The organism is Ruegeria atlantica (assembly GCF_947495585.1).
GTDB classification, from domain to species: domain Bacteria; phylum Pseudomonadota; class Alphaproteobacteria; order Rhodobacterales; family Rhodobacteraceae; genus Ruegeria; species Ruegeria atlantica_G.
On the sequence record NZ_CANLZK010000003.1, the window covers coordinates 80,876 to 104,667 of the forward strand.

The 23,792-nt window shown below is 55.3% G+C and carries 22 protein-coding genes and 1 pseudogene; 5 read left to right on the top strand and 18 right to left on the bottom strand.

What is annotated here, in order from left to right; translation table 11 throughout:
• Positions 1-41: 41 nt before the first annotated feature.
• A complete protein-coding gene (locus QMP16_RS08135; protein WP_282151959.1) occupies positions 42-620 on the top strand; it encodes a TetR/AcrR family transcriptional regulator in 579 nt (192 codons plus the stop codon).
• Positions 621-648: 28 nt separating this feature from the next.
• Here QMP16_RS08135 and QMP16_RS08140 read toward each other — a convergent pair whose 3' ends face one another.
• Together QMP16_RS08140 and QMP16_RS08145 are read right to left on the bottom strand one after the other, a co-directional pair.
• A complete protein-coding gene (locus QMP16_RS08140) occupies positions 649-1,560 on the bottom strand; it encodes a LysR family transcriptional regulator (RefSeq protein WP_282119323.1) in 912 nt (303 codons plus the stop codon).
• A 108-nt stretch (positions 1,561-1,668) separates the two neighbouring features.
• Positions 1,669-2,202 (bottom strand): annotated as a pseudogene (locus QMP16_RS08145) (hypothetical protein); the annotation flags it as partial.
• A 246-nt stretch (positions 2,203-2,448) separates the two neighbouring features.
• Here QMP16_RS08145 and QMP16_RS08150 point away from each other — a divergent pair.
• The 3 genes from QMP16_RS08150 to QMP16_RS08160 all read left to right on the top strand — a co-directional run bounded on the left by QMP16_RS08150 (position 2,449) and on the right by QMP16_RS08160 (position 5,617).
• The gene (locus QMP16_RS08150) at positions 2,449-3,600 is read left to right on the top strand and encodes an aromatic ring-hydroxylating oxygenase subunit alpha (RefSeq protein WP_282151961.1); all 1,152 of its coding nucleotides are present in this window, start codon (positions 2,449-2,451) and stop codon (positions 3,598-3,600) included.
• Entirely contained in the window at positions 3,597-4,472 is an 876-nt protein-coding gene (locus QMP16_RS08155) for an ABC transporter six-transmembrane domain-containing protein (protein ID WP_282151962.1), read from the top strand. Before QMP16_RS08150 ends, QMP16_RS08155 begins: the two co-directional genes overlap by 4 nt.
• An 83-nt stretch (positions 4,473-4,555) precedes the next feature.
• Positions 4,556-5,617, top strand: coding sequence for a 2Fe-2S iron-sulfur cluster-binding protein (locus tag QMP16_RS08160; protein ID WP_282151963.1), 1,062 nt, complete (start codon positions 4,556-4,558; stop codon positions 5,615-5,617).
• Positions 5,618-5,643: 26 nt separating this feature from the next.
• Here QMP16_RS08160 and QMP16_RS08165 read toward each other — a convergent pair whose 3' ends face one another.
• The 7 genes from QMP16_RS08165 to QMP16_RS08195 form a co-directional block, all read right to left on the bottom strand.
• Positions 5,644-6,234 (bottom strand): TetR/AcrR family transcriptional regulator, encoded by a 591-nt coding sequence (locus QMP16_RS08165; RefSeq protein WP_282151964.1) that lies wholly within the window; start codon positions 6,232-6,234, stop codon positions 5,644-5,646.
• Between the two features lie 198 nt (positions 6,235-6,432).
• A complete protein-coding gene (locus tag QMP16_RS08170; protein ID WP_282151965.1) occupies positions 6,433-7,815 on the bottom strand; it encodes a DUF1501 domain-containing protein in 1,383 nt (460 codons plus the stop codon).
• A gap of 4 nt (positions 7,816-7,819) precedes the next feature.
• Complete coding sequence (locus tag QMP16_RS08175) at positions 7,820-9,592, bottom strand: DUF1800 family protein (RefSeq protein ID WP_282151966.1); 1,773 nt, start codon at positions 9,590-9,592, stop codon at positions 7,820-7,822.
• 166 nt (positions 9,593-9,758) lie between these two features.
• The gene (locus tag QMP16_RS08180; RefSeq protein WP_282151967.1) at positions 9,759-10,190 is read right to left on the bottom strand and encodes a DUF2141 domain-containing protein; all 432 of its coding nucleotides are present in this window, start codon (positions 10,188-10,190) and stop codon (positions 9,759-9,761) included.
• An 18-nt stretch (positions 10,191-10,208) separates the two neighbouring features.
• A complete protein-coding gene (locus tag QMP16_RS08185; RefSeq protein ID WP_282151968.1) occupies positions 10,209-10,427 on the bottom strand; it encodes a hypothetical protein in 219 nt (72 codons plus the stop codon).
• Positions 10,428-10,651: 224 nt separating this feature from the next.
• Complete coding sequence (locus QMP16_RS08190; RefSeq protein WP_282151969.1) at positions 10,652-12,070, bottom strand: MFS transporter; 1,419 nt, start codon at positions 12,068-12,070, stop codon at positions 10,652-10,654.
• 209 nt (positions 12,071-12,279) lie between these two features.
• On the bottom strand, positions 12,280-13,344 hold the full coding sequence (locus QMP16_RS08195) for a hypothetical protein (protein WP_282151970.1): 1,065 nt from the start codon (positions 13,342-13,344) through the stop codon (positions 12,280-12,282).
• A 747-nt stretch (positions 13,345-14,091) separates the two neighbouring features.
• Here QMP16_RS08195 and QMP16_RS08200 point away from each other — a divergent pair.
• Positions 14,092-14,703 (top strand): TetR/AcrR family transcriptional regulator, encoded by a 612-nt coding sequence (locus QMP16_RS08200; protein ID WP_282151971.1) that lies wholly within the window; start codon positions 14,092-14,094, stop codon positions 14,701-14,703.
• A 314-nt stretch (positions 14,704-15,017) separates the two neighbouring features.
• Here QMP16_RS08200 and QMP16_RS08205 read toward each other — a convergent pair whose 3' ends face one another.
• From QMP16_RS08205 to QMP16_RS08245, 9 genes are all read right to left on the bottom strand, one after another.
• Complete coding sequence (locus QMP16_RS08205; protein ID WP_282151972.1) at positions 15,018-17,405, bottom strand: fatty acid cis/trans isomerase; 2,388 nt, start codon at positions 17,403-17,405, stop codon at positions 15,018-15,020.
• Positions 17,406-17,598: 193 nt separating this feature from the next.
• On the bottom strand, positions 17,599-17,856 hold the full coding sequence (locus QMP16_RS08210) for a hypothetical protein (RefSeq protein WP_282151973.1): 258 nt from the start codon (positions 17,854-17,856) through the stop codon (positions 17,599-17,601).
• 14 nt (positions 17,857-17,870) lie between these two features.
• On the bottom strand, positions 17,871-18,572 hold the full coding sequence (locus QMP16_RS08215) for a NapC/NirT family cytochrome c (protein ID WP_058272027.1): 702 nt from the start codon (positions 18,570-18,572) through the stop codon (positions 17,871-17,873).
• A gap of 29 nt (positions 18,573-18,601) precedes the next feature.
• A complete protein-coding gene (locus QMP16_RS08220; RefSeq protein ID WP_058276667.1) occupies positions 18,602-19,039 on the bottom strand; it encodes a nitrate reductase cytochrome c-type subunit in 438 nt (145 codons plus the stop codon).
• Positions 19,040-19,051: 12 nt separating this feature from the next.
• A complete protein-coding gene (gene napH / locus QMP16_RS08225) occupies positions 19,052-19,969 on the bottom strand; it encodes a quinol dehydrogenase ferredoxin subunit NapH (RefSeq protein WP_109311112.1) in 918 nt (305 codons plus the stop codon).
• The gene (napG, locus tag QMP16_RS08230; RefSeq protein WP_282151974.1) at positions 19,966-20,784 is read right to left on the bottom strand and encodes a ferredoxin-type protein NapG; all 819 of its coding nucleotides are present in this window, start codon (positions 20,782-20,784) and stop codon (positions 19,966-19,968) included. The genes napH and napG overlap by 4 nt, the downstream gene beginning before the upstream one ends.
• A 27-nt stretch (positions 20,785-20,811) precedes the next feature.
• Positions 20,812-23,304 (bottom strand): nitrate reductase catalytic subunit NapA, encoded by a 2,493-nt coding sequence (napA, locus tag QMP16_RS08235; RefSeq protein ID WP_282151975.1) that lies wholly within the window; start codon positions 23,302-23,304, stop codon positions 20,812-20,814.
• Entirely contained in the window at positions 23,301-23,594 is a 294-nt protein-coding gene (locus tag QMP16_RS08240) for a chaperone NapD (RefSeq protein ID WP_058276663.1), read from the bottom strand. The genes napA and QMP16_RS08240 overlap by 4 nt, the downstream gene beginning before the upstream one ends.
• Complete coding sequence (locus tag QMP16_RS08245; protein WP_282119520.1) at positions 23,591-23,791, bottom strand: 4Fe-4S dicluster domain-containing protein; 201 nt, start codon at positions 23,789-23,791, stop codon at positions 23,591-23,593. Before QMP16_RS08245 ends, QMP16_RS08240 begins: the two co-directional genes overlap by 4 nt.
• Position 23,792: the final 1 nt, after the last annotated feature.

The window sequence follows — 23,792 nt, forward strand, 5'->3', positions numbered from 1 at the left end:
AGGGCTCTTGTCCTGAGCCTGATGGAGAGACTGGAAACGCTATGCCGCGCCCGAGTTTAAAACCGCAACGGTCAGAAGAAATCCTTGATGCCTATATGACCTGCGTGGCCCGGTACGGGCTTGATGGCGCCACCCAACAGCGTGTCGCGGCCGAGGCTGGCGTGAAGCGACCATTGTTACGGCACTACCTTGGCAATCGTGACCAGATGATTGAAGCGCTAAATCAGCATGTCGCAGACGCGCTCAACGCGCTGACATTGGAGTTGGACTGTCATCTTACGCAGATCGAAACAGGCGATCAGCTCTTGGAAATCCTATTTGCCAAAGATGAAGAGATCGACCCACGGCTTGCTGCTGCGTGGCAGGGGTTATCCGCATCAGTCGGGGATCATCCCGAACTTGCGGAGGCGTTGCTGGAAGTCCTGGCACGTTTTGTGGCGGTTCTTGAGAAGTTCTTTGCTCGCGTGTCGCCCGACGCCACACCAGAACGGGTGAAGGCCGTGGCGCAGGGCATTTCAACGATCTTCCTGTCCCTCGATTCACTGGCCGCACTTGACGCGCCGTCAAATTGGCGCACCGAATTGAGGCGGGCGGCTTCATTGCTGACGGAAACTTTGTGATTGCCAAGTCGGGTCGCATCCGACGACGTCAGCGCGGCAGGCCCTCTTCGGTTTGGGCCTGCGTGGACAGCCAGTGACGAAAGCTGCGCAGCGACGGGTCGTCCGACTTGGTTTTAGGCCAAACAAGATAGTAGGCGCCCATCATCTCAACCGCGCCCGGGAAGGCTGCGATCAGTTTGCCTGTCGCGAGGTCCTGTTCGATCAAATAGTTGGGCAACAACGCAACGCCAAGACCGTGAACCGCCGCTTGATTGATCGTTGTGTATTGATCGTAAATCGTTCCGGGCAATGCGTCGGGATGGCTTGTCCCCATATGACTGAACCATTCTTGCCAGGCGTGGGGCCGGGTCTGGATGTGCAGCAATGGTAGTTTCAGCAGATCTCGCGGTGATGGCGGCGCGCCTTTGGGCAGCAGGGATGGCGCGCAAACCGGCAATACACTTTCCACACGCAGCAACAGCCGATCCGTGCCGGGCCAATCGGGTTCTCCAAAATGCAGCGCCGCGTCGAAGGGTTCAGCGGTGAAACTGAACGGACGCAGGCGGGTCGACATGTTGATGGTTATTTCCGGGTGCATTCGGGCAAATTCGGGTAATCTGGGCACTAGCCACCGCATTCCGAACGTCGGCAAAATCGCAAGGTTCAAGGTGCCACCAATAGGAGCCATGTGCAGCTTTAGCGAGGCCTGAGCGATCTGGTTCAGGCCTTGCCGAACCTCGGCTACATATTCCTGCGCAACCGGCGTCAGCAGCAGGCGTTTGCGATCCCGACGGATCAGATCGACACCTAGCTGGGCTTCCAGTGTTTGCAATTGCCGGCTGACGGCACTTTGGGTCAGGACAAGCTCATCAGCGACCGCAGAAGCCGAGCCTAAGCGATCCAGCGCTTCAAGGGCGCGGAGTGATGAGATTGAGGGGAAAAGGCGGCGTGGCGTTACCATCTATGCGGTCTGCTCATGAATTGCCCCGTTATCTTGCAGTTATTTGCGCTTTGTTCAAACATCTTGTTGATTGTCTGCTTCAGTAATTGGCTGGGCCTTAAGTCCTCGTCACTGCCACTGCTGCGCATCATAGATCCACCCTTCCTTATGCTGTCCGGCCCAATAACCGATCGCAAACAGTTCGGTCATGTATTCGGGGTCGAAGGGTTCCTGCGGCTTTCTTTGAAATTCCTTGGGGATATAGGTGATGTTGGCTTGAAACCCGTCCCGGTTCGCGAGGGTCAGGATGCTTTCGATATTGCCAAGGCTTTGCGAACGGATCAGCATTTCGAACGCGCGGTTAGCCACTACGGTTGCATTTCCGGGCAAGGGATCGAAACTCGGTCCCAGCGTTTTGTTGTGGATTAACCAAATGCGGTTATTTTGGTCGCTCAGCCCAGCGTCCCGCAACAGCTGACGCATCTGCAAGTCGTATGGGTAGGCAAAAATCTCGCGGGTCAGACCGCCATCCACATGCAGTTCTTCGCGTCGAACTTCGCCATTGGTCACCTTGATTGTAACGGGTTGGAATACGACAGGTATTGAGACCGAGGCCAAAATTACGTCCCGGATAAGCTCCCGTGCGCCAAATCTCTGCAGGTGCCTAAATCTGGTTGAATCGTTAGGTCATGTGCGAGATGACACCGATCGAAACGGCAGGCATTGCAAAAAATGCGCTTACGTGTTTCGGCTGATCTCACTCTTTAAATTGTCACCATTGACAGTCGTTTGCTGTTTGCCTATCTCGTTTCAAAGCACCGTAAGATCGGGCAAGTGTTAACCACTGTTACTGAGGTCAAAACATTCAGCTTGCCAACCGTGAAGACGACGGCCCTAGGAGGGGACAGCATGCCGCAAATGTACCATGAGTTACCTGCAGAGGCGTATACATCGCAGGAGTGGTTCGACCGAGAACAGCGAGAGATATTCTCAAAAACATGGCGTTTTGCTGGTTTTATGGAAGATTTGCCCGAGCCAGGCCATTATCTTTCGGTTCAGGCGGGATTGAACAACTTGTTCATCGTCATGGGGAGGGATCGCAGGCTGCGGGCCTTCCACAACATCTGCAGACATCGGGGCACCCAATTGATCCGCGCCGTGGGAAAGACCCAAAAAGCGCTGACCTGCCCCTATCACGACTGGACCTATGATCTAGAGGGCAACCTGATCTCGGTCCCGGATGAGCATCGCGAATATAAGTTCGTCGACAAATCCTGCCTTGGCCTGAAACCTGCTTCGGTCGATATCTGGAAGGGTATGTTGTTTGTGCATCCCGACCCGAACGCAGGGTCGATCATGAAATGGTTCGGCGATGTGGACGACAAAGTCGGGCCGCACGTGCCAGAAGAGCTGGTGGAGCACGAGGACACATCCAACACCTATGAGATCAAGGCCAACTGGAAGATCGTCGTCGAGAACTACATCGACGTCTACCATCTGAGCCACCTGCATTCGAACACCTTACAGATGTATGACCACGCCAATGCGCAATATGGTTGGTATGGGCCGCACTACATCTTTTGGGAACCGCCGGTCGCAGAGTTCGCCAAAGATCAGAACAAAAAGCTTCAGATGCCTCGGGTCGTTCCCGAAGATCAGAATGGTGCATGGGTGCCGATGCTGTTTCCAGGGGTAGGAATTGGCGCGTCCGAGGACGTGTGGAACGTCTTTATCATTACCCCGCTTGCTTCGGACAGGACGCGGATTCTGAACCGGACGCGTGTTGCCAATGCCTCGGGCTGGGAGTTTTCGAAACAGGCCACCCGGTCGGCGTCCTTCTGGAACAATTTCGGCATCAAAGGCAAATATGACGGTGATGATGCGTATGATGAAAACGATCCGATGGCCTCGGGCGATTTCACGCAAGAGGACATCTATGCCTGTGAACAGCAACAGAAATCCCTGACATCGCCCTATTTTGAGGTCGGTCCAGCCGCCGTTGGGGAAAGCCCCGTGGTTCAACACCAAAGGGTCGTTCGCGATTGGTTGCAAGAAGAATGATCAACTCCGACGACCGGTTGTCGATTGCGACCTTGCTGCGGGTCTTCCGCACAAAGATCGCAACGACCTGGGGTCTGACCCTGGTTGAAACGGGGTTGTTTACTCTCCTTCCCCTGTTGATCGGCTATTCGATCGACGGTCTGTCGAATGGGGACTACACGTCGTTCATCCATTTCGGTGTTGCGATGGCAGCGCTGCTGGTTGTGTCGACGTTGCGCCGAATTTACGACACCAGGGCCTATGGCACGATCCGCGTCGAATTGGGTAAGGCGCAGGCCAAACGGGATGCGGGGCGCGAGGTCTCGGTGCTAAATGCGCGGGTGCTGATGGCCCGCGAACTGGTTGATTTTCTAGAGAATGAGGCCCCTGAATCAATGGGCGCGGTCGTCCAGGTTCTGGTCTCGGTCGGTATTCTGATGTCTTTTCACGGGGCACTTGCCACCGCCGCAGGGACCGCTGCGGTGACTATTCTGATCATCTTCACCCTGTTTTCGCGTCGCTTCTTCCGCCTGAATGGGCTGTTGAACCACCAGTCAGAAAGACAGGTGACTGCGTTGCAAAGCATGGATTTGAAAAAGATCGACCAACACTTGTTTCGATTGCGCAGGCATGAGGTTCGGTTGTCGGATTCCGAGGCGCTTGTCTACGCAGTGATTTTTGCTGTCCTGCTTGGCATGCTGGCCTTCAACCTGTGGTTTGCGGCGACGCAAAGCGGGGCGACGGCAGGGCAGATCTTCTCGGTTGTCACCTATTCGTTCGAGTTTGTGCAATCGGTCGTGGTTTTGCCGATGGTCCTGCAAAGCCTCGCGCGCTTGTCCGAGATCACCGAGCGGATCAACGCGCCGGCATCGAAACAGGGTGCCAATGCCTAATCCATTCAATTCAAATACCCGGCCCATATCGGGTATCATCACACATCCTGCCCATTCGCATGGCACGAATTTCGGAGGCTCAAATGACCAGAGACTTTCACCCGCTTGAGGTGCTTGAAACGCGTAGTGAGATCGGCGGGCAGGCCAAATCCATCATGTTCGCCGTGCCGGCGCATCTGGCCCAAGACTTTGCCTGGCGTGCCGGTCAGCATTTGACCCTTCGCTTTTGGATCAAAGGCGAAGAGGTGCGTAGAAGTTATTCGATCTCGTCCTCGCCCGTTTCAGGGGATCCGCTGCGTATCACCGTCAAACGGGTGAAAAAGGGGCTCGTCAGCAACCAAATCAACGATACGGTTCAAAAGGGTGATGTGATCGACGTCATGCCGCCATTCGGCAGTTTTTGTCTGGATACAGACCCGGAGGAACGGCGCACACACTACTTCTTTGGGGCTGGCAGTGGCATCACCCCGTTGCATTCCATGCTTCAGTCTGTGCTTTTGGCCGAACCTTGGTCGGTTGCGCATCTGGCCTATGGAAATGCGAACGCGGACAGTATCCTGTTCAAAGAGGAGTTTGTCGCATACCAGCAGGCTTTTTCTGAACGCCTGACGGTGCATCACCTTCTTTCCAAACCCTCAATGTGGTCCAGTTTCGCTTATTGGCGCCGGGGTGTCATCGACAAGGATGCGATCGAGGCGCTGATCACAGAAAATCCGCCTTATGCCCAGAATGCCCAGTACTACATCTGTGGTCCCGGCGGGATGAACAAAGCGGTTAAAGACGCGCTTATGTCTTTGGATGTGCCTGCCAATCGGATTCACATGGAAAGCTACGGCGGCGCGCAAGAGACCGATGACAGTATCAAAGGCGTTGATGCTGTTGTGGACATAACGCTGAACGGTCAGCGACAATCGGTTCAGATGGCATCTGGTCAGACGATCTTACAAGCTGCTCAACAGGCGGGGTTGGAGCCGCCATATTCCTGCCAGTCTGGGGTCTGCGGCGCGTGCCGGTGTCAGGTGAAAAAGGGTTCGGTTCATATGCGGGCGCGAACCGCTTTGGATGATAATGAGATCGCGAAAGGTGCCGTCCTGTCTTGCCAGGCGGTTGCCACGACGGATAAGCTTGCGGTCAGTTACGATTAACCCGGCCATTGGCCGGGCCGTCGCCGTCAGGTTTTGTCTTCCAGCGTTTCAGCCAATTTCAGCGCAGCGAAATAGGACGAATAACCCCATGTTTTCGGCGGTTTGAGCGGAATGAATGCATCCGTGGTGATAAACAGGTTTACGATTCCGTGGGCGACGATTTCACAGGCTTGTTTGTCGGCTTTCGGGTGCGACGCAAGAACGATATCTATCGCGACCTTATAAAAGGCCTCCATCGATTCCAGCAGCGGCTTGCGAAGTTCTGGGTAGATCTCAATCGAGTTGACGAGGGCCTGGTAACAAATGTTAGTCCGCGGATCCATCTCGCCGTCTGAGTTAAACAAGGCTTCGATCAGATTACGGACACCGGGGTGACCGGCCAGTGAGGCGCGCAATGTATCACTCTGTCTGTTAAATGTTTCGACGACATGCTCACCTAGCGCCAGAACCATGGCTTTGCGGTTGCCAAGGTGATGACGGATCAGCGGACGCTTCAACCCGGCCTGCGCCGCGATATGTTCAAGCGTGGCACCTTCGACACCATACAGTACGACGCACGACATAAAGGCATCGAGGACTTCTTTTTTACGTTGATCTTGTACCGAGGGTCGACCCATGCGATTACCCTTACACAGAAACGGAATTTTAGTGATATCTTAGTTGAAATTGACTGTCAATACTGACAGTCAATTTAAGTTTAGAGTGTCTACCGCTCTTCAGCGCTTTCTGCATTAGTGCCCATCGTTCCAGACGATAATCTAACGCAAGCAGTGTTCAAGCTTCCCGGTGGGGCGAACTGTTTGAGGGCGGTGGGTCTAGGTGAAAAGCCCAAGCCTTTCTCCTCCCGCCACATCCGCAAATCTGTTGAGATTTGGGAACAGAGTGTTCAGTGCCGAAGGTTGCACACCAAACCAAATAGATAGGTCAGCATAAAGTTGATCGGTCGAGGTCGTTGGAATCAAAACACCGTCACCCACATCAAGTTTGTTGTCGCTGGCCAGACCAAGTTCGGGGTAGTCCCCCAGAATCAGCCCGCCTTTGACAGCATTGCCCATAACCAGGGTATTGCCGCCCCAACCATGATCCGTACCGTTACCATTCGACGTCAGCGTCCGGCCGAAATCTGATCCGGTGAATGTCACGACACGATCGGCCAACCCCATGTCGTCAAGCGTTGCCTGAAAGGTGCCGAGCGCTTCGGACAATACGCGCAGCATACGGGCATGGTTCGCCAACAGTTCATCATGATGGTCCCAGCCAATATAGCGCACGAAAAACGTTTGCTGCTCGTGACCCAACCGGTCTGAGGCGGCAATCGTTTTGGCGACCATGCGCAATTGCTGAGCAAGGTCCGAGGATGGGAAGGACCGGGGTATCTTGATCCCGCGGGTTGCTGATTTGAACGTCTCGTGTTTGGACTGCGCGTCGCGGGTCAGGTTCAGATATGTCTCGCGAAAGGGGTCGCCGTTTTGATCGGCATTCATCATTCGGTTGAAACTGTCCAAAAGCAGGTTGTTGAGCGGACTTTTCTCTTCTTTCACGTACAGACCGACGCTGCCCTTGTCTGTGATTGCATATGGCAAGTCGATCTTGCCGTTCTGCGCAATGTTGTTTCCGGCCAATGAGATGTTCATGCCGATCTCGTGCGCCGATTTTGAGGGCTGCAGGTCATCGGCAAAGAACCCGAACCATCCGTCGTTCACACGCAGATCCGGACGCGAGGTTTGCCAGTGTTTGAACTGGTCCGCGTGGCTCAGCAGTCCCAGGGGGAGTGCGGCCGAGCCGTCGTAGAAATGCTCTTTCCGGACTCGTTCGATCAAGGGCCCAACATTGGCGACAAAAGAGAGGCGCCTTTGATCGAACAGCTCGGCCATTTCGGGCATCGACGGGTGCAGGCCAAAGCTGCGGCCCAGCCGATCTTTGGGCGTATCCAAGTCCAGCAGCTCACCTCGCGAAAGGGCAAGATTGGCCCGCGTTTCCGAGTATTGGCCGTGCGCGATTTTGTCCTTTGGCACCAGCATGTTGAAGCTGTCATTGCCGCCATCCAACATAACAAAAACAAGCGCCCTGCGGGCCGGTTTGATCATTCCCGTCCCTGCTTGCACCAAACCGGGCAGTGCGGCACCCATCATCGCGCCAGTCGCGGCAACACCGGTCGAGGACAAAAACTGCCGGCGCGTAAAGGATTTGGTCAGCATGGGCTCAGGCCTCCTGCACGGTGAATTCTGGGGAAACGGCAATCATGAAGGCGATGGTCTGCACCACCCATTCGGGATTGTCCGCATACTGAACATAGGCCTGCTTGATCCGTTTGCGCACTTCGGCATCAGTCCGACCGGTCAACAGTACGGAAATCCGATCTATCAGCTCATCATGACGGCCACGGTTCTGTGCGATTTTTATCTCTTCGCTCAGGTCGAAGCGCAGCGCGTTCTTGGAATTGGCCCATAGCGTATCGGGGTCAAATTCCATCACCATCATCTGTTCAGGGCCCGTGCCGATCTGAGTCGAGACCAGCGGCAAGTAGCCGCCAAAGAACCAGTAGTAGATGTTGTTGACATAAGCGACTGAGGTCGCGGCTGTGTGCAGCTCGAACTCGGGCGCGCGAAGGCCCATTTTCTGCAATGCGCCGTGCGGGGTGAAATCGGGTTTGTAGAAATTGAACACCGTGGGCGCGGACAGCGGATGCATCTGCAGCGCCTCTTGAATGTCATCACCCAGCAGCCACAGCTTGCCGGTCTGGTTATGTGCTCCAAACGCAAGCAGAACCTGCGTGACGCGATGCAAGGGCGATTTCAGCTTTTGGGACTGTACTATCTTTGTCGGGGATTTGTATGCTGAAGGCAGGCGTTTGGCGGCAACCTCATTGGTCAATGGGTAGGTCAGGATTGTGCGAACCGCGCTTTTCAGATCTCCGTTTGGACCAAATGCCCGGGACACCGCTTCGACATAGGCGGGCGAGGGATTGGAGGTGACCAGACGGTTGATCAGATGGGTTGCGATGAACGGCGCGGTCGTAGGGTGGGCAACCAGCTGGTCGATGGTCGAACGGATTTCTTTTGGGCCGGACTGATCGCCGGGCAGGGTAAGACGACCGTTCAGCAGGGCCTTTGCGCCGCGGTCGTGATAGGGCTCTTCCACGATCATCGGTTTTGTGGCGTCGATGAAAGGCACTGTCTTATAGGCGTTTTCGACCCCGTCATCAAACTGAACGGGATAGCCGTTATAGCTGTTTTCCCAGAACGATGTGTTCCACTCGTACTTATAGGCCGCGGGCAACAAGCCGGTGAAGACCCGAGCAAGCTCCTTGATGTCGCGATTGTCATAGGTCGGGATCGGATCCCCACTGGCATCTAGTTTCTCGGTGCCATCGGGGTTCAGCTCGAACAAGCCAATAGAAAACAGCTGCATGATCTCACGCGCATAGTTTTCATCCGGATGGATGTTCTTTGCCTCGTTCGCCTTTTGATTGGTCATATGCGACAGGTAGATACCCATCATCGGGTGCATCGACACATCGTACAGAAGGTCTGAATAACTGCCGAACGCGTGCTTATAGAGCAGGTCATAGTAATTCGCCATCCCGATGGCATCCAGCTCCAACGATGACGCGTCCGAGATGACTAGGATCTCGGACAGTGCCTGCGCAACACGCTGGCGCAGCAGATCGTCGCGTTGCGTCAGGGTGTGGTTCCACCAGGCCATGTGGAAATACCATTTATAGGGCAGGGCGGGGTTGTTGCCGTCGCCGTTGATCGCCCATTCGCCATGCGCGCGTTTTAGGCGCTTTCGGAAGCTCTTCCAAATCTTGCGAGTGGACTTTTCGAACGGCCCTTTGTTACCGATCGAGGCGTTCAGCTGATCATCCAACCAGCGTTCCGGGCCGGTCTTGCTAACCTGATGCAGTAACCTCTGATCGGCCCCAAGCGTGGCCTGCATCAAGAATCGACTGGTGTCTTCCAAGGATGACTTCATGGTGGATGGCGGTCCTTTAGATCTGACGACAGCAACTGGAATTGGCATAAACTGTCATGGAAGACAAAATAAAACTTAATCCCGCCGTTTCAACCCGAAGAATTCGATATCCGCAAAAAAAATGCCCCGTTTCCGGGGCAGTTGGGGTCAAATTTGTAAGGTAGCTTTAGTTTGCGTAATTCATTTTCAAACCAAGCGATGAGGTATTGCCATCGTATTCGATCGCCGCGTCTTCGAAGGCCGGCAACGATCTGACGCCTGCGCCCTTGGAATATGCCCAACCTTCTTGCGGGATCGGCCCTTTCATCTCGAACTGGCCGTTATCGTTCTGGTCATGGTGGATCATGATCGCAAGCTGTCCGGGATTCTGGTTTTTGAGAGTTCCGGAAACCGAGCTACCTGATGCCGGGATCTTTGCGTAGCCCACGATTTTCGCCATTTGGCTTTGGTCAAATGCGGCCTTATCGTCAAATGCCAGGACGTGGATGACGCCCCCGCGTCCGGCGTCAACACCAGTGATATCGATCTGTATGTCCCCAGCCGTAGCCTGGGAGGCCGCCAGAGTCATAAGGCCAGCGAAGAATGCAATCTTGGTCATTGAGTTTCTCCTGAACAGTTAACCAATGTAAATTCCGAACAGACGCCATGCGAGATCCTGCACGACGTAAAGCAGCCCGAAGGCGAACCACATGATCGTGATGGCGTAGAAAAGCGGCGGGTTTTCCTGGCTGTCGATTGTTTCAATCAAAAAGGCCTGGCCGGTCATGAAGGATGAAGCGGCCCACCACATGAACAGCAACCCCCAGATCGCGTAGACCTGAAACCATGTGGCCAACAGCAAACATAAGAAGATGATCCAAGAAAGGGGGTGGGATTTGAGGTATTGCATTGAACTTCTCTATCTATTTTCGGGGTTTGTGCCCGCATCAAAGTGGGCACGACGAAGGGTTACCTATGCCTCAAAAAACTGCGTGGCTTTGAAGAGGCTGTGTAATATTCTGGCTTGCCGCCATTGCTGATCAGTTGAAGTTCCGTCCACGCGGGCGCCGTGCCAACTCTTTAGTCATGGATTGCCTGAAGCTGGTCGAACTGCGCCTTGTCCAACCGGTAGAACATCAGGGCAACAATCGAGGCCATGTATATGACGAGGCTAAGGCAGGCATAGTTCCATCCCAGTGCACGGGTGACCTCGGGGGTCAGGTTCGATTGATCTGGCGATTCCGGAAAGCCAACATATGCCAGAAACATTCCAGAGATCGCTAACCCGCCAGCCGTCCCTGCCTTAAGCACGAATGTGATGACCGATGTGATGATCCCTTCGTTCTGGAAACCGTTCTGGCTGATACCCAATTCAACGACGTCTGCGGTCATCGACGTCAACAGGGACGTGGTCCAGACAATCAGGATGATTTGCAGAATGCCGTGAACAAACAGCAGCCAGATCAAAAGCTCGGTGCCATTTGCAGGGAAGAACCCGATTTCACGCAGCACGTAAGGGGCAACACCCACAACTGCCGAGAGGATCGACAGGTAGATCGCGCTCGACTTTTTGTCGCCGGATCGTGCGATGGGTTTCAGGGTTACGCCCGCAATCAAAGCGCCGATCAGGTTGGCCATCAGGATCAGAGCTATTTGGTCATTGTTCAGCTCCCAGAAGAACGAGGTCAGGTAGGTCCACAAAGCTGCTCCGATCCCGGCGCCCACAGCGAAAATGGCCGAGCTTACAAATATGGCAAGTAATGCGGGCAGCTTGAACGCCGCGAAAAACTGTCTGAAGAACCCTGAGATGCTGTAAGTCGCCACATGCGAAATATCCAGCATTCTATTCTGCCATTTGCGCGTGCCCAATGCGGTGACAGTGATAGCCAGCGCTATGAGGATTGCGCCGACAAGGCCTGCTTCCTGATAGCCGGCCTGGTTGAGGATGCCGTAAGGCATCGTGTCAGTCGGAACCAACCAGATCACATACATCGCGATGACCATGATCTGACCAGCAATCCAAGTGACCGAGACCTTGAGGCCAGACAACATGGTTCGTCCGCCATAGTCCTTGGTCAACTCTGGCACCATCGCGTTGTGTGGTACATCAAACAACGTCATCGCCGTCCGCAGAAGGATCGTTGTGATCAGCAGGAACCAGAATAGCTGGGTCTCTGAGGTCAGTGCTACAGGTGGGTTCCAAATTAACCAGAAAAGGAGCGCGACAGGTATGATCGCCGCGTAGATGAACGGGTGGCGCTTGCCAGCACGAGAACGCGTGTTATCCGACAAGTAACCAACAACAGGATCGGACACAGCGTCGAACATCAGAGCAATGAAAAGGGCAAACCCCACCGTTTCAGCCGGAAGGCCGATGACCAGATTGTAGTAGATAAGCAGGAAGAAGCTAAGACCGTTCGACAAGATGCCGTTGGCAATGCCGCCTGCCCCGTAAAACAGCTGCATGCTGACCGGTGGGCTTTCAGTACTGGTATTCATATTCTCCTCCGGAACTTCTTGCAGCAAGGCGGTGAGTGATCGATCACTCAAAGCAGATCATAAGGATCGTTTTTTGTCAAAGGTGTTAGACAATGGTACCTAACGACCGCGTTTGAGAAGCAAATGACCGCCGAAGCAATAGGCAACAAGCAGCGGCCATTCGCGTAGTGGGGTGCCAATCCCGACCGCGTTCGCGGTCGGGTGCTTGATCAGAAGTTATGCGACAGGCTCACACGTACAGCGGTGCCGGAAACATCCCTGATCTGCAGGCCCGCGTCAGGTTCGTTCACATCGCCAAGCGTACCATATGTGACATCAACCAGAATTCGGGTCTGACCAATCGAGTGTACGGCACCCAGCGTGATACCTTTGCCGCCGCCTTCGTAGTCAAAGCCAACAAAACCGCCTTCAGGTTCTGAGCGGGACAGAATGCCGTAGAAGTACCATTTCGGGTTCAGCAAATAGCCGACGCCAATTTGGTAGTCGACCGAGTTTTCCGCAAATTCCGCAAGAGGACCGCCAAGAACCGGAGACTGTACGGCGACATCATCCCAGTTCCTCCAGCGGATCGATCCAAAGGCACCCCAAGGGCCCCTGATCGCACTTTGCACGTTCAGTGCGACCGTCTGAGGGGTGCTCAATTGCGTCGTCACGTCAGATGGCGAAAGGGGTTGCAGCTGTTCGACACCATCCAAATCGTGATCGATTTCCGAGTAGTATGTCAGGTCGGCGCGAAAGGCGATCGACGGGATCTCATATGCGGCACCCACAAGGAAGCCGGGGTTGAAGTCACCCTCGGAATCCAGCGAGTAGCTGAGAGAAGGATTAATCAGTGCACCGCTGAAATCGTTAATCTTTTCGAACCGTACCCCGGCAAAGGCACTGAAGTTTTCATTGAACTTGTACCGCGCCATCAGGGCGACCTCGGTGCCGCGATACCTGACGTTGGTGCCAGCAGAAGGAGCGCCCGTACCGGTTGGGTACAGTAGCTTATAGTTGACCGAGTTGAAGCCGTGGATTGCGACTGCCCATTTGTCGCCTACGTCCTGTTTGTAGGCCAGGGACAGGCCGCTAATGCTGGGTGTGACGTTACCTGTTGGCTGTCCGAATTCAGTGCCTTCGGTTTTTGAATCGGCCCATCCTCCGGTGATCTCGACATAGCGGCCCTGCTCAAAAAGGAACCGGTTTACCGACGGAAACCCCTCGATCCCGCCAGCAAATGCTGGGCTTGAAATCAAGCCCGCGCCCAATGCCAATGTTGCAATTTTCTTCATTCTTCCCTCCCTTTCCTCGGCTTTGTGTCTTTAATTGTGCCGAGGGGATCTGATGTGACCGTGGCGCAAAGGCGCTTTGGCCTGTTTAAAGCGCCGTGGTTTGCGCATGGTCGTGCAACCATCGAATGACGTGTCTTCAAAAGGTTGCGTTTCCGGCCTGTGGAACTGTTTGTGGTGCAGTAGGGAGGCGCGCAGCGTTTGGCCGTCGCAATTACATACGATGGCGAAATGTGGTCTTCCGTTTGAATGCAACGCCGCGCCCCTGATGTGGGCCGCTTTGCAGCAGGCAATACCAATTGGTTCGGCGAACAAGCCGATTGCGCGTTTTTTCATAGTCCCTGTCGTTTATTGCATCCCAGTCATAGGCCGGGTTTTTGGTCTGATTATTGCGGTGCGAGTAGCCCCGGGCTGACACCTCCTCGTTGCTTAGAAGTTTTGATTGGCGCGCTCCTCCTGGGTCTGCGCCGCGTTTCGGAACAACTGTTCTGCGCGAACCCTACCAACGACCCGAATGTACTCTGGATTGGTCATGGATTTGCCCCTGTTGCTTGCCTGTTGGCTATTTGTTTGTCGGATCTGACAGTTATTTGTTGCACATAGTCGACATCTTTTCAATACGTTTGTATTGTACGTTTGAATTGGAATATTCATTCGTGGCAAACGTTGTATTTTCAGGGCTTTGATCCAGTTCTCACAAACACCAAGGTTCCGCTCACACTTTTGCGGGATTTACGCTAGGAAAGGCCGATGACGCAAAATTTGACAGAGAATCGGGCCAAACAGCGCGACAAGAACCGAGAACAGAAGCGACGCGAACTTGCCGAGAACGCGATTGCGACAATTGCGCGGGCTGGATACGCCAACACCACCTTGCGGGATATCGCGGCCTCGACAGGCGTGTCGCTGGGCAAAATTCAGTATTATTTTCCCGAAAAAGAGGGGTTGCTGTTGTATTGCGTAGATCTGTCGGTCGACCGGTTCACGTCACAGCTGAACGAGATTCTAGATGCAGAACTCAGCCCACGCGAGGCGCGCGGTGCCTATATCGAGCTGTTTGCCCATTCGATCCTCAACTATGCGCATCTACACAGGCTTTGGTATGACATCCGCAATCAGGCTATGTTCGATAGCCAGCTCAGGCCGCGAGTTGCTGACGTCGAGGCCCGGTTTGTCGCAATTTGTGACGAGCTCGGAAAAAAATTTGCTGTCGATGATGTGCGTGGTGTGGAAATCTATGTGATGCTGGACGGCGCCTTTCGGTATTACATCCAGCAAAGCATAGCTGGGATGCCAATCACGGCCGAGGACATCGTGCGGCACTTAAAGCGCATTATAGGGTACCTGACGGGTGAAATGTAAGTTGCGGACCAATACTCCGCCGTCTCGCTATTCGCTTGCCGGGGCGTATGTTCGTTCTGTTTCCGCTCGAGTTGAAGGCAAGGTTTTCCGCCGATTATCTTTGGCTGATGGAGCTCTCGCATGCAGTATATTGTCATGGCAGAAAATAAATAGAACGATGACGCATTGGCTTTAATAATGCTGAACCAACCGCGTTTGCTGTGCTTACTGCTACTTCAGTTTGGACCGATGACGTGGCCTAGGTGTTAGGTCTTCTTCCTGCGTCACGTTGACAGAGAGCGAATGATCAAGCGCCCCTGTTGCAATGGGCTGACTTAGTTGTTTTCAGGATCGCTATCGGATCGAGGGTCCTTATATCGGTTCAGGTCCAGCACGCCTGCCTGAACGGGGTCGCTTGCCAGAAACATGGTCATCACCTGATCGCTGGCTTCCCAAAACCCCGGGCTTGTCCTGCGCAGGCCATAGGTGGCTACGATATCGATCCATTCGGCCTGCGACCGCACTGATTTGAGGTCGGTTACAAAAGACGCCAGCTGGGCTTCCTGAAGTCGAAAGTAGAAATTCGTATAGCTTCCGATCACCCCCGGCAGAATGGTCAGCACGTCGGCTCGCGGATTCCTGCGATCTTTTTCTTCAAACAAGAACGCCACATTGTAATGGGCCTTATCGTGGAGCAGCGAATAGAGAGACGTGGAACCATATTCGTTGTCCACCAAAAGCAGGGAAACATCTGACAGATGCCTGACCCAATCGCCTGTTTGATCCGCGAGTGCCCGCAAGTTATCCACAACTTCTGAACTCCCATTCGAACAGTCGTCGCTTTTGCATCTGTTGATCGTGTCCTCGACAGCCCAAAGACCGTTGCCGCGATTTAGAAGTTCCAGGAGGAACTCTTGCTTAGGCGTCTCCGTTTTAAAATCTATGCCAGTCGAAAAACTGTCATCGACACGGCGCCGGTGCCAATAGGTGTGCAGCTCGGCCAGTGCCCCCTGATACCAGGTTTTGTGCATCCTTTGCCTGACGCCGCGCGGCATGAAGTTCAGGAAAGTGTCCTCACTCTCCATCCGCAGCTCGTCCATGTATAACCGGGTTGAAAGCTGGTGTTCGAGCCGACCGAAAACATCAAAGCCTGCGACCAAGTCGTAATAAATACGTTCGAACACCGGATAATCGATAACCCATGCGGTTTCCGGGATACCGCCGTGGAACCCGGTCATGGCAGAGGCATTGTCGAAATGCCGAAACACGGTAATCAGCGCCTGGGGGTTGGTGCCCTCGCCATCCCAGATTGCGTCATATCCAAACCCGTTTTTGTGCGCCGCGCTGTTGCGATATCGGGCATCCCGAAACTCAAGATACTTGATCTGGTTTTTGTGAGACATTCCCTGAAGGTCCCCCAAGAGCCCTACATTTGCAGTACCTACTGGCAATTCCAGAAAGGCCGCCCCGTCCGCCAAAAAGCTGGGGTCTGTGACGGACAGATCGGCATCTGGGTCAAGGAAACTGACCCAGAAACGATCTTCAATCACGTCAACGGCGGTTTCGCCGTGACAGACCGGTCCGCGGATGAAGCTGCGCACATAAAACAACGCGTCATCCAAAAGAAACTGATAGCGGCTGCGGGCCGGTATGTTGGCAAAGGTGCTGAAGGGGTTGCCGCCTTCGTCTTCTCCGTACGCAGGCAAGTCAGTGACGGACCAGGCCGGATCAAGGAATAGCTGCTTGTATCGCGCCAAACGATCCGGCCCAAAGCTATAGACCAGATGATCTTTGTGCACGATCGTTTCGTCGAATGCCTGCAGGCGATAATAAAACGGCCTTGGGCCGGGACTATCGAAGGGACGGCGTGTCGCGATGATCTCAATCTTTGATCCTGGTGGGCTGGCGGACCGCACCAGCTGAAAAAACTGTCTTGGATTTTCGGTTGGAAAGTGGAGGCGCGCCAGAAACAGATGTTCGTATACATATCTGCTCATCAATTGATGGCGCAGGTCGGGCGCGTTCAGAAAGGCCTCCCATTCTGTGATCTGATCCTGAATGTCCTGAGGGATTTCTGGTGTGGCCGATGGCACGGGCGCACCATTTTTAAGCCATGACATGAGGGTTTGGTATTCTTGCTCACTCAGTGGGGCTGTGGCGTAGGGCATTCCCGCCCTTGGGTTTGCCGTGCTGAAGGCGTCGAATTCCTGTGTTGTAGGACAGGTCAGGGGGCGATCAATCGACAAACCAAGCTGGGTTGGGACAGGTGCGTTAGCCGTCAAACGGGCTTGCCTGCCGAGGTTAAGGGAGCGCTCTAACACCGATCCACTCGCGCCGGTCACCTCGGATGACGGAAGAACGGGAAAAAAACCAAGATCCCGCCACCCGGGATTTGTGTGCGCGTCGATGCCAAGCCGTGTTGGTTGCGCATCTTTTAGTCGTTCGGAGTGGTAAACCGCCTCTTTACTGGCGCCGCGCAACAGGCCGGCAGGCGATGTCAGCTTGAGTTGGCAGGGTGCGTCATAGCAACTGTGACAGACCACGCAGCGGTGGTTCAGGATATCCTGCACGTTAGCCCAGTCCGCATTTTCCAGCTTGTCGTCATTGGTCGCACCGGGTGCTTCTGCATCTGACTGGGCCAACCCCTGATCAGCAAGCAAAAATGCAATCGAAGCCGCTAAAACACGGGTGATAAAACACCAATCTTGTAATGTTCGCAGCATAGATGCCCCCGTCTGAATGGTTTGTTTTCATTGACCATCACGCCAAGCCCAAAGGCTTAACAGGGTTATACTACTGAATTGATATCGTTTGTCGCGTTTCCTGAACTTTTACGTTGAGGCAACGCCGGCGGTGTTTGCCGCAGTTTCACATGCGGCAAAGTAGATGTATCTGGATCTTAGATTGCCAATAGTGTCAGACCGTTGCACCCTTGATGCGTATGGCCGATCCCACGCTACCAGCGCAAAGGCCAATGCCAATTGCGACCAACAGCTCAAATGTATCGACCGTGGCAAACGAACCATGGGCGAATACGAAGGTCGCCAACACCCCGACAATGCCCCCCATCAATGCGCCCAGCCAAATGCGGCGTGTCATCATTCCCAGGGCCAGCCCAAGGATACCCGGCAGACTGATGACGTTGGCCCCGATTGTTCCCAGAATTTCCAGCATGTCATGTCCCTTTTTCAGTCTGCCCGAGTACTCAGGAATGACTTGATGTCATCGCCGTCAGCTGCGGCCTGTTGTTGCAACGAACCCTGCGCTTTGCTGGCCAAGGTTTCGGTCACTTCCTGATACCGCTCCTGATAGCCGGGTGGCAGGCTATGGGCGATGCCCTGGTGGCAATCGATACAGGTCATGTTTTCATCAATGGCGCGTTGGTGCTCAGAGGCCGCGCGCGTTTCCTGCAACGTGAAATCCATATAGTCGAAGTTGTGGCAATTCCGGCATTCGCGACTGTCGGAGGCCTTCATCTTCTTCCAGACGGCGGTCGCCATGCTCAGACGGTGCTCTTCGTATTTCTCGGGTGTACTGATCGTGCCTGCCAGCTCGTGATAGACGTCCTTGACCGCCATGATCTTGGCTTTGATCTTGTGATTCCACTCATGTGGCACATGGCAATCGGAACAGATAGCCCGCACACCGGAGTGGTTGTTGTAGTGGATCGTCTCGCGATACTCGCCCAGATTAGTCTCCATCGTATGGCATGAGGTACAGAACTCCTCGGTATTCGTCAGCTCAAGCGTCCAGTGAAACCCGCCCCAGAACAGGATTCCAGCCAGAAAACCCGCAAGGATCAGAAAACCCGAGCTAAAGGCAACCGCCGGGGTCCAGATCCAGTTCCAGATGCGGCCAATCCACCCGCGTTTTTCAGGAGAGTCTGCCATGTTGGTGCTCCTTTCATTCTTGCGTTGGATTAATTGCCCGAGGACGGTTGAAAGACGTTTTCAACCAATGGCGGTGCGTCTGCTTGTGGTACGTGGCATTGGTTGCAGAAATAGCGGGTGCCTGCGATGTGATCCAACTCGTTGCCGTCGCGATCCAGATAGTGAGTCATCGACAATGTCGGGGCGTTGCGTTCGCCGGCTTTAGTCCAGTCGTGGCAGGACAGGCACTGATTTGTGCGCGTGTCGATCTGATATTGCTCGACCGAGTGCGGGATCAGCGGCGGTTGTTGGCGATAGTTGCGCTGCATGCGCCCTTCGACGTTCTTGTGGATCTGTTCCAGAGGGATCAGTTCATCCACATCGGCACCCCGCAGGGATTCTACCTGAGCTGATTGCGCAAGGGCGAATCCGCCCAAGAGTAAAACGGGGATAAGGGCTATAAGGCCTGTTCGGGTTGGCTTGTTCATCTTGGCACTCCCTCAGATAGGTCTGGCTGCGCGCGGATCGGGCGCGGGAACTGGATCAGTAGGTGCGGCGACCTTGTCGTCGAACCGGTGAGTAAATTTGAAGACGTCGACGGCGCACACGTCGATGCAACGACCGCAGGTGGTGCAGTCAGGGGAAAGGATCAGTGGTGTGGAACCCGACTTACCCTTCAGCGCAGGAGATATGACCTGATTTTCTGGGCAAACGGCATAGCAATCCATGCAATCATCGCAGGCTGCGCGATTTGAGGCGCTGACCCGCAGCAAACCTTTGGCACCAATCAGGCCGTAAAATGCGCCAACCGGACAGATGTGACCGCACCAGCCGTGGCGCGAAACGAACAGGTCGAACACGAAGATGGCAATGATCATGGCCCACACGAACCCCGCGCCAAAAATCAGCCCGCGATGCAGCATGGTGATCGGGTTGACCAGCTCCCATGCGATCATGCCTGTAGCGCCCGAGACGATTAGGACGGTGGCCAATATCCAAAGGCGGGTGCTGCGCTTGGGCTGCCAGCCTTTCGGCAGGTCCAAACGTCTGTGCAACCAGTTGGCTGCGTCGGTGACTGGGTTGATCGGACAAACCCATGAACAATAGACGCGCCCACCAATCAGAGCGTAAGCGGCGAGAACGATCACTCCGCCGATCAGGGCCGTCAATTCCGGCCAATGCCCGGCGATCGCGCTTTGCAGTAAGATAAATGGGTCGGTCAGCGGTAGCACGCCCAGCGTCAAAGAACCCGCGAGCGTGCCTTGCACGATCCAGATGCCGAACCACGGTCCCAGAAGAAACACAGCCAGAAAGAGCAACTGGCTTGCGCGGCGCAGCAGCAGGTATTTGTGGGCGCGCACCCAACCTTTTTCTTCGATGGCCTCCATTCCGGCCGGCATATGTGTGCGTGCACTCATTGTCCGACCCCCGGCAAATCGTATGCTGGTGCGAACCCGCCCGGCGCGGCAAGGTTGTCAGTGCCCGGACCGGGCAGACGGTCCGGCAGATCGATGAGGCCTTCGACTAGGGGACCGCCTTTGGCCTCTTTCTCTTCCCAGCCTTTGCGGTAGTGATCGGCACTGCTGGCGCGCGCCAGACGCGCAGGCAGGACCTTGATCGCGGCCTCGGGCAGAACGCAACTTTTCTCGCACATGCCGCAGCCTGTGCAGTGGTCCGCATGAACTGTCGGGATGAACAGTGCGTGGTGGCCTGAACGTTCGTTATGGGCCGTTTCCAGCGTGATTGCCTCATCAATCACAGGGCAGACGCGATAGCAGACATCGCAGCGCAGGCCGAGGAAGTTCAGGCAGTTCTCCTGATCGACAAGGACGGCAACACCCATCTTGGCATCATCAATATTGTCGAGGGCCGGATCCAATGCACCGGTGGGGCAGGCGGCCACGCAAGGGATGTCGTCACACATTTCACAAGGCACATCCCGCGCTGTGAAATAGGGCGTCCCTGTAGCAACCGCATCCACGCCCAATTCCGCCAGTTTCAATGTGTCGTAAGGGCAATCCCGCACGCAAAGCCCGCAGCGAATGCAAGCGGACAGAAACGCCTCTTCCGGTAGCGCGCCGGGGGGGCGCAACGCTTCGGCCGGCAACGCGCGGGCATCGCGGGCAAGCCATGCCAACAATGACCCGGCGACCACACAGCCGCCCGACGCACGCGCCGCATCCTGCAGGAAGCGACGCCGTTGCGGCGAAAGAGGTTTACCTTCAAAGGGCATGGGGACGGCTTTTGCCTCGCTTGTCCGTTACGCGCGCTCGACCTTACAGGCGCATTTCTTGTAGTCGGTCTCTTTCGACAGCGGGCAAGTCGCGTCCAGCGTCAGCTTGTTGGTCAGCTGATGCTCGTCGAACCATGGCATAAAGACCAATCCGCGTGGCACCTTGTTGCGGCCGCGCGTTTCAACCCGGCTGGTCACCTCGCCCCTGCGGGTGGAGAGTACGATCTCTTGCCCACGGCGCAGACCGCGATCCTTGGCGTCCTCCGGGTGCATGTAGACAACGGCTGACGGAAACGCGCGATGCAGTTCGGGCACGCGGCGGGTCATCGAGCCTGAATGCCAGTGTTCCAGCACACGACCGGTGGATAGCCACAGATCGAATTCCTCATCCGGTTCCTCGGCGGCGGGCTCATAGGGGGCAAAGATGATCTTGGCCTTGCCGTCCTCGTAGCCGTAGAACTTAACGTCTGCGCCTTCCGGCACATACGGATCATACCCTTCGCGGAAGCGATAGAGTGTTTCCTTGCCGTCGACGACAGGCCAGCGCATGCCACGGGCCTCGTGATACATCTCGAACGGAGCAAGGTCGTGCGCGTGGCCGCGTCCGAAATCGGCATATTCTTCAAACAGACCTTTCTGAACGTAGAAGCCGAAATGCTCCGCGTCGTCGTTGTGGAACCCTTCCGCCGTTTCCGACAGCGGGAACTGGTCGACCTTACCGTTGGCATAAAGCACGTCATACATGGTCTTGCCGCGATGCTCGGGCATCTTGGCCAGCAGCTCTTCGCCCCAGACCTCTTCGATGGTAAAACGTTTCGCGAATTCCATCAGCTGCCACAGGTCCGACTTGGCCTCACCCGGTGCCTGCACCTGTTGACGCCAGAATTGCGTACGGCGTTCGGCGTTGCCATAGGCGCCTTCTTTCTCAACCCACATGGCCGTGGGAAGGATCAAGTCGGCCGAAACTGCGGTGACAGTTGGGTAAGGATCCGAGACTGTGATGAAGTTTTCCGGGTTACGGTAACCAGGATAGCCTTCTTCGTTGATGTTGGGCGCGGCTTGCATGTTGTTGTTGCACTGGACCCAATAGGCATTCAGTTCGCCGTCCTTCAGTTTGCGGTGCTGCAACACGGCGTGGAAGCCGGGCTTGGGCGGGATAGTGCCCTCGGGGATGTTCCATGCGGTTTCGCAGATTTCGCGGTGCTTATCACTCGTAACAACCATGTCCGCCGGCAGACGGTGGGCAAAGGTCCCCACCTCACGCGCCGTACCACAGGCCGACGGTTGACCCGTCAGCGAGAACGGTGAGTTTCCGGGTTCGGAAATCTTTCCCACCAGCAAGTGCACGTTATACATCAGCGAATTCACCCAGGACCCACGGGTGTGCTGGTTGAAGCCCATGGTCCACAAGCTCATCACTTTACGGTTCGGGTCGGCATATTGCTGTGCCAGTTTCTCCAGCTTGTCTGCAGGGACGCCAGACAGTTCAGAGGTATATTCCAGCGTGTAGGGCGCGACGGCTTCGGCGTATTCTTCGAAGCTGATCGGATCCATCTTGCCCGAGTTCGGATTTTCGGCTTCTTGCTGCAGCGCGTTGGTGTCGCGCAGGCCATAGCCGATATCGGTGGCGGTTTTGGTGATGTTGACGTGCTTCTTGACGAAGTCTTCGTTTACTGCGCCGTTTTGAATGATGTAGTTGGCGATGTAGTTCAGGATCGCCAGATCGGTCTGCGGTTCAAAAACGATGCCGTTGTCGGCCAGTTCAAACGAGCGATGCTCAAACGTCGACAGTACATGCACTTCGCAATCCGGTTTGGTCAGACGTGTATCGGTGAGGCGCGACCACAGGATCGGGTGCATCTCAGCCATGTTTGAACCCCACAGAACGAACGTGTCCGCGTGCTCGAAATCGTCATAGCAGCCCATCGGCTCATCAATGCCGAACGTCCGCATGAAGCCTACAACGGCTGATGCCATGCAGTGCCGTGCGTTGGGGTCGATATTGTTGGACCGGAACCCGGCTTTCATCAGTTTGGATGCCGCATAGCCTTCCCAAACGGTCCATTGCCCGGAGCCAAACATACCGACACTGGTCGGGCCTTTCTTGGCCAGCGCCTCTTTCCATTTTGCGGCCATGACATCGAACGCTTCGTCCCAGCTGACCGGTTCGAACTCACCGTTCTTGTCGTATTCGCCATTGGTCTTGCGCAGCAAAGGCGTGGTCAGTCGATCCTTGCCGTACATGATCTTGGACAGGAAATAGCCCTTGATACAGTTCAACCCCCGGTTCACGGGCGCGTCTGGGTCGCCTTGCGTCGCAACGACGCGACCTTCTTTGGTGCCAACCAGAACAGAGCAGCCTGTACCACAGAACCGGCAAGCCGCCTTGTCCCACCGGATGTCCGGCGCTCCGGCCTGGGCATTTGCTTGACCGGCTGCCAGCGGAATACCAGCGGCTGACGCCGTTGCTGCGGCCGCAGAGGCCTTGAGAAAAGTCCGACGGGATTCAGAATGTGTCATTGCGTGGGCCTCCGGCTGGTGGTTGGGCTTGGGGCATCGGGCTGCGGATGGGCGTCCGCGAGATCCTCGAAATGGTGATAAGTCAGGGTCAAAGAGATGACGCCTGGGATCTGGTGCAGATCCATGATGGTTTCGGATGCAAGACGGGTTGGAGTGTCTTCGACGACGACAACAAATCGGCCATCTTCCGTTTCAGCGTGAATTTCGACACCCGGCGTGCCCTTCATCACGCGCGCTGCTGCGCTCGTGTGATCAGGTGCGACATGGGCGAGACAACCGCAGATGTTCATTGAGTAGCTTCCATTTGTGGTTGAGGTTGGCGTTCCAGCGCAATGGCATCGGCGGGACATAAACTTGGGCAAATCCCGCAGCCGTTGCATGTATCAAGGTCAAGCACCGGCTCTGCGCGGCCGCCGGTCATCAGTTTGAAACGGATCGCGCTTTGTTCGCAATTGTCCTGACAGATGCGGCAACTGATGCCGTTCATA